The sequence below is a fragment of the Sinorhizobium arboris LMG 14919 genome, from assembly GCF_000427465.1.
Classification (GTDB): Bacteria; Pseudomonadota; Alphaproteobacteria; order Rhizobiales; family Rhizobiaceae; genus Sinorhizobium; species Sinorhizobium arboris.
Map to the genome: position 1 here is coordinate 566,133 of NZ_ATYB01000009.1, position 14,324 is coordinate 580,456.

Below are 14,324 nucleotides of genomic sequence, written 5' to 3' on the forward strand. Positions count from 1 at the left end.
GAAGAGCGAACGGGAAGCGTCCTTGCGGCGTTTTGGAACTATGGACGAAGATCCGAATGACAACGCTCCCCGCGCGCCGCGTGTTGGCGCAACGACCGAGTTGCCACACGACAGGCCGACGCTGGCCCGGTTTCGGAAAGCGTTCCCTCGCGCTCGCTGGAGCGACCGTCTGAATGCGTGGTTCGTACCCGGCCGTACAGCTCAAAAACGCGTCGGCCGCTGGCTGGCCGAACTGGAAGCGGAAGCCGACGCGTTTGCTGACGAGAAGGGCAGGGACGCCTTCGCATTCGATCCGATCGAGAGCCGCTATCTCCAAGCAGCGCCCGCGTCGTTCCAGATCCGTACGCCGTATTCGCGCACCGTCGTCAAGGAGATCCGGGAAATCCCGTATGCGCGCTGGGATGCCGATCGCCGGCTCTGGACCGTGCCTTACCGCTCGTTCGACGAGCTCCGCCGTCGATGGCCAGCGATCGAGGCGGCCGCCAAGCGCAGCGAACCCGAGGCGAGGAAGGCGCGGCGTGAGGCAATCAAGGGAACCGAGGAAGACGAGGCGCTCAAGGCTAGAACGCGAGAGCGCCGGCGCAGGCGATATCCGGTCCCCGCCGACGATTGCCCGCCGATCGGGCGTGCGATCGGCACGCATGTCGGGGTCGTCTTCTTCGTTGGCACGGATGGCGAGATGGTGGACCCGGAGACGATGAGCGCGTTCTACTTTCCGATGAGCGACGGAGGGGAGTATGTCTGGGCCTCATGGCGACCGGGAGTGCTTGAGGAATTGGTGACGACCTGGCCGGCACGAACGCCACCGGGGGAAGACGAACTCGACCGGGGCTGGTGGATGCCGACGCTGGAGGAGCTGCGAAATGCGCGACGCGACGCCAAATCCAGGCGGCGCGCCAAGCAGCGCCGGGAACGAGAAGGTTGATCCGGTGATCGCACAGCAAACGGTCCTTGAGGAATTTCGAAGCCTGCCGTCGCTCGAGCCGCGCGAGATCGTCGGACTATGGAGGGGGCGCGGCATCCCGTCCGGGCATCCGTTCGACGGCGTTCTGGAAAACCTCGGCTGGTTCGGCAAGCGGTTTACGTCAGACATGCGCGCCGACGCGCTGCTGTTCTGGTCGGGCAAGCGGCGATTGATCGCCATCGATCCCGCGACAATACCGCTTCGCCTGGCGCTTCGCTTCCATTGGGTCGGCAGGATGTGCATCGCGCGAAATCTGTTCTCGCATCTGCAGCGCGGATTTAGCGCGAAAGGTCCCGTTGCCTCCGTGAGAACGATGCCGTTTGGCGGCGCGGCGGGCGCGGCGATGCTCTACGACAATCAACCGATTGTCGACTATTTCCGCCGGATCGATCAACACAGGATCATGGGAGCCATGACGATCAGGGGCGACGAACGGATCTATTTCTTCGAACTCGAGCGCGTCGATGAACCCTGAAACCTGGCAGGCGGGCATCGTATATCGCCGGCGTGACTGGGCAGGCGAGGGGACGCGGTCTTTGTCGCCCGAGCGGAGCAGCTTGGGGGACGGCCGCTCGGGTTTAACCCACGTTGCGTTCTGTGTTCCAATGATTGCATAACGCATCGTCTGGGATGACGGAGATTGCCGGCCCCGCGAGTCCTTAAATCCCTGACCCGTCGAGTTCTTGGTCGTCATCGCCTTCCCAGGGCGAGGGCATGGAGGAGCGACTGAGATTGGCCGACGGCATCGGCATCCAGCACTTCAATTCGGGCTCGGCGTATTCGATTATGCGGCCGGGCGACGAATCAGCGGCGCGCCAACCTTCTGCGCCGAACTGATCGCCGTTCGACCAGTACGCGAGGTCAACTTCCGCCGCGCCCTGTTCGGACGGGCGGATCGTGACGAGGATCCGACTGCCGTTTTTCGGCGCGCTTGCCATGTGGCGCCAGTGGTCTGGCTCGGTCATCGTTTTCCTCCTGCCTTGCTGCAGTGTCGCCTCGTCATCCAAAACGGTCAACTACAACCTTGCACAGGCCACCGCCTATCGATTGGCTGGCCGCTTTCCCACACAGGGTAGTCAACTGACAATGACGGCGATCCGACCGGCGAGAGGATTGGCACGATGGAACGTCGATCATTCGTCATTTGCGGTCGTCTTTCTGGGAGCAGGAATCTTCTTGCTGATCACGGCAGATCTCCAATGCAGGCGTGCAGCGCCGCATATCCCTGCTTCGGCAGCATGGCGGTCCCTTTACGGATCGCCTCCTGCCATGACGGCCCGCGATCCCATGCCTCCTGGTATGCGTCAGCCAGAATCGCACCCTGCCGGGTCACCATCAAGGCCTCAAAGAGTAGTCCGGCTTGCACCAGGTCCTTGTCCCGCTTCGCACGGCCGAGCGCGTTCGTGAGCCTCCTGGAGGCTACTATGAGCTTGTGAACCGCATACCTCTCGGGAGCCGGGACATTCACATTCACGCCCGCCTTGTGGAGCATGACCGTTCGCACGGGCTCGTAGATCAGATAATCGAGGAACCGCAGCGGCTCGGCCGACGCACCGCCAAGGGCAGGCATAGGCGAGGGCTTGCCGATATAGTCATCACTCCCCCTGTTCCCCATGAGGAACTCGACGCGGTAATCGGAGGCGTTCACGAATGTCGCCGCCTTCGCTTTGTCGCCCTGATGCGGGACCGCCCGGAAGGTCGGATCGACCGACTGCAGGAGGTCCAAGATCGGCGGCAGGCTGTCATCCACTTCGTCCGAAATCGCGAAATCCTGCGCGTAGTCCGCATCGCCCGTCTGCATGGCGGTATTCGGGAGCCTCACCCCGAGGATTCCACAATAGCACTGGAAGGCCACCGTGCCGACTAAGACGGCCCGCAGACGGAACAGGCCACCTTTCGCAAGGGCTTCGGTAACGTCGCCCGCGAAGCGATCCGGGCCAGCCATGCCGCCGCTACGAAGGAGTGTGGAGACCATCTTTCGACGCTCCTTGAGGCTGTCCTTGATCTTGCGGAAAGCTACCACCCGTTTCGTGATTTCCAGATCGGCCTCGGGGCCCACATAGCGCCGCTTGTCGCCCTCGGGAGAGGGAAGATCGAAATACCAGTAGTTGCGCCCTTTGACGGGAACGGTGACAAACCGACCCTCGAGCGGGAAGTCCGCCTGGAACTGGGAATCGAGCGAGCGCTGCACCAACTCGGCGAACATGGTCCGGTAGACGAGATCGATTTCTCTCACTGTAAGCCCTCATTATAATGTTTTTGCAAAAACATTATAACTCCCCTGCCGTCTGTCAAGGCATCAGCCGACACGGCCGCGGCAAGGCGGACAAAAAGCCCCGGAAAACCGGCGTCAGGCGATCTCGATCAAACCGATGGCACCCAAGTTTTCCGACGATTTGCCCACTGCGTCAGCATACTCGGATGACCTCCGGTTATAATGTACCCGCAGAAACATTATAACGGCCGGCCAATTTAATGAACGCGATAAAAGGCGAGAGCGGTCCGCATTCAAGGAATGATGCCGGAGCGATCCGTGTATCGAGCCGCTAAGAAGCCACGGAGCCGGTCGGAAACGCCGGTTTCCCTTCTGGAACACGGGCGCGCGAAAAGCGCACGGAAGCGTCCTTGCGGCGTTTTGGAACTATGGACGAAGATCCGAATGACGACGCCCCCCGCGCCACGTGATGACGCAACGACTGAGGCTGCCGCACGACAGGTCAACGTCGGTCGCGGTTAGCCTACGTCGCGTTCTGTGTTCCGACGACCCAGACGACCGCCGACGCTGCGACGGCTCACCTTCATGAACGAACCCTTCGAGACCAGGAAAGCCAAGGTGCGGGTCGGGCAGTTCAGGCCGGCCTGACGTTTTCGGCTCTCGATTTTCCGGTCTTGCGGTCCTGGCCAATTTCGTAGCTGACCTTCTGACCGTCTTGTAGCGGGCCCCCGCCGTCGACCGCCGAGACATGGACAAACACGTCCGCTCCTCCGTTGTCAGGCGAGATGAAGCCATAGCCCTTATCCTGGTTAAAAAACTTAACGGTACCGATTGGCATAACCACCCTCGTCAACTCAGCGCCATTTGCAGTGTCCTGAGCTTAGTCAACGCCGCACCTGCCCGCAAGCGTGCATGCAGGCGAGCGCGCTGCTCAGATGGCAGCCTTCGGCCGGCACTGCGCCGTGAGGAAGGACCTTCAAGCTCTCGACAGGCATCACTTTCCGCACAGTCGGCGCCCGCGGGAATAGGGCTGCTCGGTGCAGTCGGAGGATCGGAAGGAACGATAGCTGCGGGAACAAGCCGCATGAAGTTCCGTCAATATGCCCTGGCAGGTCGCCACCGCGCATCCGTCGGCGATTTGCACCTCTCGCGACATCAGATAAATCGCATGCCGCTGCTCAAATTGTAAGCAGATGCTGATTTGCGCGAGGGCCGGGCGCCATCTCAACGGCAGAATCGACGCAAGTGGTTGAAAGGCGGGCGGAGTTCATGTTGGCACAAGCCTTGCTTGCCTGCCTTGTATGCAAGATTTGTCTTCACAGCAGAATGTTCAGCCCAGCATCGACGAGGTCGTCGTTTCCGGCATCCTCTCCGCCCGCATCCGCCCGGGCACGCGGCTGAGCGAGAACGAGGTCGCGAGCCTCTTCAACGTTTCGCGCACCCGCGTGCGCGAGGCGATGATGCGGCTCGAACAGCGCGGCATCGTCAAGGTGAGCCCGCGGCGCGGCTGGTTCGTGGTGGAACCCTCGGCCGAGGAGGCGATCGCCGTCTATGCCGCGCGCCGCGTCATCGAAGCCGGGCTCTTACGCAGCATGGCCCCTCTGACGGAAAGCGGCCGTGACAAGCTTCATGCGCATCTCGCCGAGGAAAAGGCGGCGATCGCCGCGGGTGATCGCCAGCGGCTCACATGCCTTATGGGCGATTTCCACATCCGTATCGCCGAGCTCTCCGGCAATCCGATACTCGTCGAGATCCTGCGGGATTTGACGGCGCGCACGATCCTGATCTCGCTGCTCTACCAGTCGGACTTTCACGCGATGCAGTCGCATCTTGGCCATTGCCGCATCGTCGCGGCGATGGAGGAGGGGAATTTCTCCAAGGCCGCGGCGCTCGCCGTCGAACATCTGGACGAGGTGGAGACGGGGCTCGATCTCACCCGTCGACCCGATCCGCTCGCCGATCTCAGGCGCTCGCTTTCGCTGCCGCCGCAGTCCGTGGCGGCGTTTCCCACGGCACCCCGCAAAACCAGACCATGAAACCAGAACAGGAGAATAACCCAATGCTTTCGAGAAGATTGTTCGTTGCAATGGCGGCCATGGCCGCGGCGATCGGTTTCGGCTCCTTCGGCCATGCCGATACGCTCGACGACATCACGGCCAGGGGCACGCTACGCGTCGCAGTGCCCCAGGATTTCCCGCCCTTCGGCAGCGTCGGTCCCGACATGGCTCCTCTCGGCTACGACATCGACATGGCGAACCTCATTGCCGAAAAACTGGGGGTGACGGTCGAACTCGTGCCGGTGACCAGCGCCAACCGAATCCCCTACCTGCAGACGAACAAGGTCGACCTCGTCATTTCGAGCCTCGGCAAGAACCCGGATCGGGAAAAGGTGATCGATTTCTCCGCCGCCTACGCGCCCTTCTATAACGGCGTCTTCGCTCCGGCCGACTTTGTCGCCGCCAAGCCGGAAGAGCTTGCCGGAAAGACCATCGGCGTCACCCGCGGCGCCGTCGAGGACCTGGAACTGACGAAGGTTGCGCCGGCCGATACCGTCATCAAGCGCTATGAGGATAATAACGGCACGATCTCCGCCTTCCTCTCGGGCCAGGTCGAAGCGATCGCGACCGGCAATGTCGTCGCGGCGGCGATCCTTGCCAAGAACCCGCCGAAGCGCCCGGAGCTCAAGTTCCTCATCAAGAACTCGCCCTGCTACATCGGCCTTTCCAAGGAACAGCCGGCGCTCTTGGAGAAGGTCAACGGCATCATCGCTGCCGCGAAGGCCGACGGCAGTTTGAACGCGATTGCGCAAAAGTGGCTCGGTACCGACCTCCCGGCCGAACTCTGATCACAGGATGCCACCCCGCTCGGGCGGGGTGGCATCAGCGAAGCTTTTGACAACAGGAGTGCGCCTTTGAATTACCAATTCGAATTCGGCTGGCTCTTCGAATACTACCCGCAGATCCTGAAAGGGATCGGGATCACCATAGAGCTGATCGCCGTCGGCGGCATCGCCGGCATTTCGCTCGGCATCGTCTGCGCCTGGGTGAGAGCCCTTGGTCCGACGTGGCTGAAGCCGTTTGTCTCGGCCTATGTCGAACTCATCCGCAACACGCCGTTTCTGATCCAGCTGTTCTTCATCTTCTTCGGCCTGCCATCGCTCGGCCTGCAACTCGGCGAGCACCAGGCGGCCAATCTCGCCATGATCGTCAATCTCGGCGCCTATAGCTCGGAGATCATCCGTGCGGGTATCCAGGCGACGCCGCGGGGGCAATTCGAGGCCGGCGCGAGTCTTGCGATGACGCCATTCGAGACGTTCCGGCACGTGGTGCTGGTCCCCTCGCTTGAGCGCATCTGGCCGGCGCTCTCCTCTCAAGTCGTCATCGTCATGCTCGGTTCTGCAGTGGTTTCGCAGATCGCCGCCGAGGACCTGACCTTTGCCGCCAACTTCATCCAGTCGCGGACCTTTCGCGCCTTCGAGGCCTATCTCGTCTCGACCGCCATCTATCTGGCGCTGGCAATCCTGCTGAGACAGGTGCTGGCGATGGTGGGCGGGCTCATCTTCCCGCGGAGGGCGGCGCGATGATCGAATTCACCATATGGGACATCTTGCGCAATCTGCTTCTCGCCACCCGCTGGACGATCATGCTTTCGCTCGTCTCCTTCGCCGGCGGCGGCATCGTCGGGCTGGTGCTGCTTTTCTCGCGCCTCAGCCGGCGCAGGCGGCTGCGCTCGCTCGCGAAATGCTACGTCGAGCTCTTCCAAGGCACGCCGCTCCTGATGCAGCTTTTCATCGCCTTCTTCGGCCTCGGCCTCTTCGGTATCGATGTGCCGGCCTGGCTTGCGGCGGGCCTCGCGCTGATCCTCTGGGCCGCCGCCTTCCTCGGTGAGATCTGGCGCGGCTGCGTCGAGGCGATCGCCAAGGGGCAATGGGAAGCTTCCGCCAGCCTCGGCATGGGTCGGCTGCAGCAGATGCGCTATGTCATCCTGCCGCAGGCGATGCGGATCGCCGTTCCGCCGACCGTCGGCTTTTCCGTGCAGGTCATCAAGGGCACCGCGCTCACCTCTATCATCGGCTTCGTCGAACTGTCGAAGGCCGGCACCGTTGTCACCAATGCCACCTTCCAGCCGTTCACAGTCTACGGCCTCGTCGCCCTCATCTATTTCGCGCTCTGCTGGCCGCTCTCCAAAAGCAGCCAGATTCTCGAGAGGAAGCTCAATGTCGCTCATAGAAATTACTGAAGTCCGCAAAAGCTACGGCGAGAACGAGGTCCTGAAGGGAATCAATCTAAACGTCGAGCCGGGCGAGGTGATCGCCATCATCGGCAAGAGTGGTTCTGGCAAATCGACACTGCTCCGCTGCATCAATGGGCTGGAGGCGATCAGCCAGGGCTCGATCTCGGTCGCCGGCGCCCAACTTCTTGACGACGAGGTGCATCTGAAGGCGCTGAGATTGAAGGTCGGCATGATCTTCCAGCAGTTCAACCTCTTCCCGCACCTGACGGTCGGCGGCAACGTCATGCTGTCGCAGATCGTGGTGAAGAAGACGCCGAAGGCTGAGGCGGAAAAGATGGCTCGCAAGATGCTGGAGCGCGTCGGCCTCGAACAGAAATTCGATGCCTATCCGGACGAACTGTCCGGAGGCCAGCAGCAGCGCGTGGCGATCGCCCGGGCCCTGGCGATGCAGCCGATCACCCTTCTCTGCGACGAGATCACCTCGGCCCTCGATCCGGAACTGGTCGCCGAAGTGCTGGCGGTCGTGCGCGAGCTTGCCGCCGAGGGCATGACGCTACTCATGGTCACCCATGAGATGAAATTCGCCCGCGATGTCTGCTCGCGCGTCGTCTTCATGCATCAGGGCCGCGTCCACGAGATCGGTCCGCCGGAGGAGGTCTTCACCACTCCGCAGACGCCGGAACTGAGACAGTTCCTTGGATTTGATTTCCAGTGACATCGCGGGGACCGCAAAGGCCGTGGGGCGAGAGCATCCCCGGACCCTGCCAGGCGCTGAGCTCCGGCACTAACAAATCAGGTGCTTTCCCTTGATTCCACTTCCGCTGAGAGTACAATGTATCAAGCGACGTTCGAAGCGGTTCCCTTGAATGGAACAGGGCGAATGAGCCCCAGCTTAGGATGAAGAATACGTCGCGATTAGGAGCTGCAGCGGTCCCCCACTGCAGCTCTGTTTGTGCGGGCTAACGGTCACTTTGCCGACGAACGCATCAGGCACATCCCACCGCTTAACTGCTCACGCAGTTTATGGAATATATTATTAGATAATTCTAATTGACGGCGCACTCAGATGGGCCCAGTGTGACTAGGCACCTGGGGGAACGACATGCCGTCACCCGACGATCTAGAGCCCTTTACAAGTGCCATCTGGTGGCAAATTGGAGCTCTGGCTTGTCTCGGCGGCGCGTTTTGGTTGCATGAACGCGGCGATAAGGTGCAAGCCCTGCTATTGGCATTGGTAGCGGTCGGCGTCGCCATGAATTGGGCTCGTATCTACCCCTGAGTTGCTGGTCGACACGCCGCCAGGAGCTAATGTCCCAGCGTTGCCGACCTGTGCGCGGGCCTGTCCGCGCATGCGATGCGGAAGACCTCATTGCCATCCGCCTGTACCTCCTCCGACTGCGGCATCAAGGGCCGGACTGGGCCAACCGCCTCGTGTACAGCGCGGCCGAGTACACTCACCTATTGCGCTTCATGACGGGTATGCTATTTATTGGTTACCAACCAATTTTGGGCTGAGCTACGAAATGGCCTCGGAAGACACCGCGCATATGCTCCTGGTACCGGGTTTGGCGACCTGTAGCGGTGCCTCTGGCCAGACGAGGGAGTGACTTTATTGGGCACCATGTTCCCCGACCATGCGGCTCGGGACTATGACGAGCGGATAGTGCGCCTGGTACCGGGCTATGCACTGGCTATTGAACTCATGTCCTGCGTTCTGGCGGAACGACTTTGTGGGCGGTGCCGTGTGTTGGTTCCCGGCTGCGGAACCGGAGCAGAAATCCTGGCATTCGCAAGACGGCTCCCGCAAGCGCGATTCACTGCGCTTGATCCATCGGCCGGCATGCTGAACGCCGCGCGAGAAAAGGTCGCCGCGGCCGGTCTGGCCGATCGAGTCACATTTGTCTGCGGCCGGCTGGAAGAATTACCGAAAGAGCAGCACGACGCCGCCTCGCTGTCTTTGGTCTTGCATTTCCTGCCCGACGATGGAGCCAAGCTGACCCTTCTGCGCGAGATCGGGGGACGTCTCGCCACAGGCGCGCCCCTGCTACTGTTCGATGCGATCGAGTCCGGGGTCGGTGACGACGTTCTGTCTTCCTGGTTATGCAGCCAGGGACACGCGCACGCAGCGGTATCAGCCACTTTGAAGCGGATTACGACCGACTGGCATCGGATTGTACCGGAGCGCATGGATCAACTCCTGAGCGAGGCCGACTTTTCCGGCGAACAAATCCTCTTTCGGGCTCTTGGCTTCCGCCTGACCGTAGCCGAACGCTTGGCGCTGAACAGATTATGACCGCGCGCATCCTGATTGTCGGAGGATATGGCCATGTCGGACGCCTTGTGGCGGAAAAGCTGATCGCGACAGGTCGTCTCAAGATCCGATTGGCCGGCCGCGATGCAGAGAAGGCGCGGATGCTCGCCGCAAAGCTGGGCTGTGAGGCTCGCCGGGTCGATCTTCATGAACCGGATACTTGGGAAGCGGCACTGGACGGCGTCACCATCGTTTTGGTCTGCATTGATCAGCCGGATGGAAAGTTTGCCGCCCATGTCCTCCAACGCGGCTGCACCTATCTCGATATTACCGCGAGCGACGGGTTTTTCCGGAAAGTGGAGAAGCTTGATGGGGAGGCCCGATCCAGCAGCAGCCGTGCCCTACTCTCCGTGGGCCTCGCGCCCGGCTTGACCAATCTGCTGGTCAAAGCCTGCGCTGAGCATCTGGATCATCCCGTGGGGGCGCGCATCGGAATCATGCTGGGCCTCGGCGATGCACATGGTCCGGCGGCCGTCGATTGGACCTTGGAGCAGTTTCGATCGGATCGCCTTGAAGGTGGTGTCGAGACTATGGCCTTCGGCAGGCCTTCACGCCTTCACCCGGCAATGCCGGTCGGCTTTGCCGATCAATATGTGGTGCGCCGGACGTTGGGCCTGGAAGAAACCAAATCGGTCCTGACCTTCGACTCTCCGGCCATGAGCCGTCTTGCCTTCATGCTGCTGCGCATCGCGGCGAACAACAGGTGGTTGGAAAAAATCGTTCGCAAGACTATGCCATACATGCCAATCGGATCGGACCGGGTGGTGCTCGCGGTGGAAGTCTATGGCACGCGCGATGGCCGGCCCGAGACCTGGTGTGCCTTGCTCGAGGGCCGCAAGGAAGCGGGCATCACCGCGCTTGTTGCTGCTCTTGCGGTCTTCCATCTGCTCGACAATAAAATTGAACCCGGCGTGCATCACATCGAGGAAGTTCTTTCCATCGATGCGGTGATGCCCGAGCTCCAGAAGAACGGTGTACAGATATACCTACCGGAATGCACCGTTCCAGGGCACGGTCTTTACTGAAAGGAAATGGAGGAGCTAGCCTTTTGGACAGCCCGCAGAAGATAAGCCGTCAAGCCATTTTGAATAAAGCCCTCGATATTGTCGAGGCACAGGGCATCAAGGCGCTGACGCAGCCACGGCTGGCAAAAGCCTGTGGCATCAGGCAATCGCATCTGACCTATTACTTTCCGCGCAAGGCTGACCTCTTCGTCGCGCTCCTCGACGCTTCTCACGGGCGTGCCGAGAAGTGCAGGGACGCGTCCGCCGCGCCGCTGGAGAGGATGCTTGCTGGGCTGTTCTTCGAGCCGGAGCGCCTGCGCTTCTTCCTGTCGATCCTGCTGGAGGTTGGCGACGACCCGGCACTCCAGCCCGTCCTCCGCGAGCACGCGGAAGATCTGTGCAAGCAGATTGCCGGGCGCCTCGGACGCCCGCATGACGATCCGGATGTGCGCTCCTTTGTCGATGAGCTGCGCGGAGTTGGTCTTCGCGTCCTCATGACGGCTCAGTCCCTTGAAAATGCGACCGAGGTACTGCAGGCGGTAGCGATGCGGCATGGGATTGATCTGTCGAAGGCCCCGGCAGACTGACCATCATTCCCTAAAGGAGGAAGGCCGGACAGGTATTTTCTGCTGCCAATCTACCTTGGCCGGTCCGTCCATCCTCGCCGCATTCCTCGATGATCCGGTCGAGCTCACGGGTGAGTTCCGGACGAAAGGGCACGCTCATCCAGACAGGAATGTGCCCCAAGGTCCAATTTCGACCGTAGCGCGCTTTCGTTAGAGTGAGCGGCAATAATCACCAATTGGTTGTATCGGAATGGATTTTGATGTTACCCGGCCCCGCATTCGGATTGGCAAAGCTCGCACAGGTAGTAGAGATGTCCGCGATTCGGGCGCTCAGGCTGCTCTAGCAAACACGGCCTGGCCGCTGCATTGCCATGTCATATGCCAAGCCCTTTCGGTCGATACTTCGCGCCGCATCCGACGGGAGCTCAACAAACTCCTGCTTGGCTCCGTTGCCTCCATGGCGCTTCTTTGCAGCCTCGGTCCCGAAGCCCGCGCGGCATGCGTGGAGACGAGCCCGGACGTCTATGACTGTTCGGGAAGCAATCCCGGTTGGCACTCCAATGGATCGGTCACCGTCAACCTGCTGTCCGGCGGCAGCTTTCACAGCGATTCCGAGTTTCACGGACCTGGAACAAGCGTATTCAACAATGACGGTACGGTGTCGAACAATGTGCACGCGCTGCACAACGACCGTTTCACCTTGAACAACAGGAGCTCGATCTCCGGCACGATCTTTCTGCAGGGCTCCGGCTTCAATTTCATCAACAACACGGTTACCGGCAATATCCAAAACGGCGTCAACAGCGTCAACAACTCGATCGATTACGTGGTCAATCGCGGCTATTTTGCCGGCCTGATTTCACTCGGCGACGGCAACGACCGACTCGACCTGATCTCCGGAACTCTCGCGTCCGGCGTCGACATGGGCGACGACGACGATTTCTTCGACTGGTCGGGAGGATTCATTCCGCCCTCGGTTCAGATGGGCGATGGCAACGACTCCGCGCTTTTCCGCAACCTAACAGAAGAAAACCTCAGCGCCGGGAAGATCATAGATGGCGGCCAGGGCACCGACAGACTGACCTGGAACAACTCCTCGAACAGCCACGGCAACGAGTCGGGGAACGCCCCGTCCGATCTCATCAACTGGGAAGACATCCGGCTCACCAACGGGTCGGAGATGTCTTTCATCTACACCACGACGGTTCTGACGCTCGGCGACTCGGCGACCGGAACCGGGACGCTGTCGATCGACGAGACGAGCGCGGTCAGGGCCGGAAATTCCTTCGGCTATGGTGTCAGAGCTTTCGATTCGACGCAGCTGGTGACGGTCTACAATGCCGGCCTCATCGACATGACGAACGACATGGTGAGTGCCGGTGGCAGCGTGCACGACACCTTCACGGTGTACGGCAACTATGTCGGCCAACAGGGCGGGCTGCAGTTGCACACGGTGCTCGAAAGCGACGATGCGCCCTCGGACAAGCTGGTCATCAGCGGCACGGGCGCGAACGCTTCGGGACAAACCTTTATTTTGATCACCAATGTCGGCGGGGAGGGAGCGCTGACGCTCGCCGACGGCATCAGGGTCGTGGATGCCACTGCCGGTGCCACCACCGAGGGCACTGCCTTCACGCTGGGCGCGCCCGTCGCGGCCGGCATTTTCGAGTACCAGCTCTATCGCGGCGGTGTGACCGAAAATCCGGAAAACGACGACGACTGGTTCCTGCGCTCGGGCGGCGTTTCTCCGCCGCCACCGCCGCCGCCACCGCCGCCGCCACCGCCACCGCCGCCGCCGCCACCGCCGCCGCCACCGCCGCCGCCACCGCCGCCGCCACCGCCGCCGCCACCGCCACCGCCGCCGCCGCCGCCACCGCCGCCGCCACCGCCGCCGCCACCGCCGCCGCCGCCACCGCCGCCACCGCCACCGCCGCCGCCGCCGCCGCCACCGCCGCCACCGCCACCGCCGCCGCCGCCGCCGCCACCACCGCCGCCGCCGCCGCCGCCGCCGCCACCACCGCCGCCGCCGCCGCCGCCGGGGCCGCCGCCGATTACGCCGTCGGTCCGGCCGGAGATTCCCGGCTACATCATCACGCCGGCGCTTGCTCAGAAGATGGGCGTCGCCGCCATAGGCACCTTTCACGAGCGGCAGGGTGACGAATTCCTGCTGAACAGCAACGGGAATCTGCCCGGCGCGTGGGGACGGCTGTTCGGCGAGTCCTTCGACCAAACCTGGTCGTCCAAGGTGAGCAGGTTCGAATTCGAGGTCAGTCCGTCCTTCTCGGGAGAGCTGTGGGGACTTCAGGCCGGTCAGGACCTGATCGGAGCCCTGCACGACGATGGAAGCCAGGACCGCGTAGGGCTGTTCTTTGCCTATACCGGCACTTCGGGCTCTAACGGAGGCAATACGCTCGGAAGGCTGCAGTTCGAGTCGGGCTCGATCGATCTCCACGCCAACTCGATCGGCGCCTATTGGACGCATATCGGCGCGGACGGCTGGTATGTGGAAAGCATAGGGATGTACTCATGGCTGGATGGGGGTTCGAGCTCTGATCGGGGCATCGGGGCCGACACGTCCGGAAACTCGGTCGCCTTTTCCGTCGAGGCGGGTTATCCGTTCCGGTTCGAGAACGGCTGGGTGCTCGAGCCGCAAGGTCAGCTCATCTGGCAACACGTCGACCTGGATGACGCGCATGACCGCTTCACCGGCATAAATTATGAGTCGTTCGGGACATGGACGGGACGTCTCGGTATGAGGCTCGAGGCAAACACCACGATGAACGACGTTCCGGTCCAGCCCTTTGCCAGCATCAACCTGTGGCATGATTTCGATGCGGACTATAAGGTCTCCTTCAACCGGCTTCCGGTCGTCACCGAGCTGGAGCAGACGTCGCTTGAAGTGAATGTCGGCATGTCGGCCCAACTGAGCGAGACGGTCAGCGTCTATGGCGGGCTGCAGTATGCGACGGGCCTCGACGATGGCGACAACCGAGGCTACGGGGGCAATATTGGCTTGCGCATCAAATGGTAG

Annotated in this window: 14 protein-coding genes; 11 read left to right on the plus strand and 3 right to left on the minus strand. The window is 61.8% G+C overall.

What is annotated here, in order from left to right; all coding sequences use genetic code 11:
* Positions 1-40 precede the first annotated feature (40 nt).
* Together SINAR_RS0110525 and SINAR_RS0110530 are read left to right on the plus strand one after the other, a co-directional pair.
* Entirely contained in the window at positions 41-925 is an 885-nt protein-coding gene (locus tag SINAR_RS0110525; RefSeq protein WP_027999070.1) for a hypothetical protein, read from the plus strand.
* On the plus strand, positions 864-1,439 hold the full coding sequence (locus SINAR_RS0110530; protein WP_050577468.1) for a DUF4334 domain-containing protein: 576 nt from the start codon (positions 864-866) through the stop codon (positions 1,437-1,439). The genes SINAR_RS0110525 and SINAR_RS0110530 overlap by 62 nt, the downstream gene beginning before the upstream one ends.
* Before the next feature lie 184 nt (positions 1,440-1,623).
* On the opposite strand, the gene SINAR_RS0110535 is transcribed toward SINAR_RS0110530, so the two are convergent.
* From SINAR_RS0110535 to SINAR_RS0110545, 3 genes are all read right to left on the minus strand, one after another.
* On the minus strand, positions 1,624-1,929 hold the full coding sequence (locus SINAR_RS0110535; RefSeq protein WP_027999072.1) for a hypothetical protein: 306 nt from the start codon (positions 1,927-1,929) through the stop codon (positions 1,624-1,626).
* A 218-nt stretch (positions 1,930-2,147) separates the two neighbouring features.
* The gene (locus SINAR_RS0110540) at positions 2,148-3,200 is read right to left on the minus strand and encodes a nucleotidyltransferase family protein (protein ID WP_027999073.1); all 1,053 of its coding nucleotides are present in this window, start codon (positions 3,198-3,200) and stop codon (positions 2,148-2,150) included.
* 613 nt (positions 3,201-3,813) lie between these two features.
* Positions 3,814-4,017, minus strand: coding sequence for a cold-shock protein (locus SINAR_RS0110545; RefSeq protein WP_027999074.1), 204 nt, complete (start codon positions 4,015-4,017; stop codon positions 3,814-3,816).
* A gap of 463 nt (positions 4,018-4,480) precedes the next feature.
* On the opposite strand from SINAR_RS0110545, the gene SINAR_RS0110555 reads away from it, so the two are divergent.
* The 9 genes from SINAR_RS0110555 to SINAR_RS1000000137770 all read left to right on the plus strand — a co-directional run bounded on the left by SINAR_RS0110555 (position 4,481) and on the right by SINAR_RS1000000137770 (position 14,324).
* Positions 4,481-5,215: a GntR family transcriptional regulator gene (locus SINAR_RS0110555; protein WP_027999075.1), complete on the plus strand. Its 735-nt coding sequence runs from the start codon at positions 4,481-4,483 to the stop codon at positions 5,213-5,215.
* 23 nt (positions 5,216-5,238) lie between these two features.
* Positions 5,239-6,024 carry a transporter substrate-binding domain-containing protein gene (locus SINAR_RS0110560; protein WP_027999076.1) on the plus strand — a complete coding sequence of 262 codons (786 nt, stop codon included), beginning with the start codon at positions 5,239-5,241 and terminating at the stop codon, positions 6,022-6,024.
* Positions 6,025-6,090: 66 nt separating this feature from the next.
* On the plus strand, positions 6,091-6,762 hold the full coding sequence (locus SINAR_RS0110565; RefSeq protein WP_027999077.1) for an amino acid ABC transporter permease: 672 nt from the start codon (positions 6,091-6,093) through the stop codon (positions 6,760-6,762).
* Entirely contained in the window at positions 6,759-7,418 is a 660-nt protein-coding gene (locus SINAR_RS0110570) for an amino acid ABC transporter permease (RefSeq protein WP_027999164.1), read from the plus strand. The genes SINAR_RS0110565 and SINAR_RS0110570 overlap by 4 nt, the downstream gene beginning before the upstream one ends.
* A complete protein-coding gene (locus SINAR_RS0110575) occupies positions 7,396-8,127 on the plus strand; it encodes an amino acid ABC transporter ATP-binding protein (RefSeq protein ID WP_027999078.1) in 732 nt (243 codons plus the stop codon). Before SINAR_RS0110570 ends, SINAR_RS0110575 begins: the two co-directional genes overlap by 23 nt.
* Positions 8,128-9,033: 906 nt before the next feature.
* Positions 9,034-9,705 carry a class I SAM-dependent methyltransferase gene (locus tag SINAR_RS0110585; protein ID WP_027999080.1) on the plus strand — a complete coding sequence of 224 codons (672 nt, stop codon included), beginning with the start codon at positions 9,034-9,036 and terminating at the stop codon, positions 9,703-9,705.
* Positions 9,702-10,748: an NAD(P)H-binding protein gene (locus SINAR_RS0110590; RefSeq protein WP_027999081.1), complete on the plus strand. Its 1,047-nt coding sequence runs from the start codon at positions 9,702-9,704 to the stop codon at positions 10,746-10,748. The genes SINAR_RS0110585 and SINAR_RS0110590 overlap by 4 nt, the downstream gene beginning before the upstream one ends.
* Positions 10,749-10,771: 23 nt before the next feature.
* Entirely contained in the window at positions 10,772-11,314 is a 543-nt protein-coding gene (locus SINAR_RS0110595; RefSeq protein ID WP_027999082.1) for a TetR family transcriptional regulator, read from the plus strand.
* Positions 11,315-11,750: 436 nt separating this feature from the next.
* Positions 11,751-14,324, plus strand: coding sequence for an autotransporter family protein (locus SINAR_RS1000000137770; protein WP_234710592.1), 2,574 nt, complete (start codon positions 11,751-11,753; stop codon positions 14,322-14,324).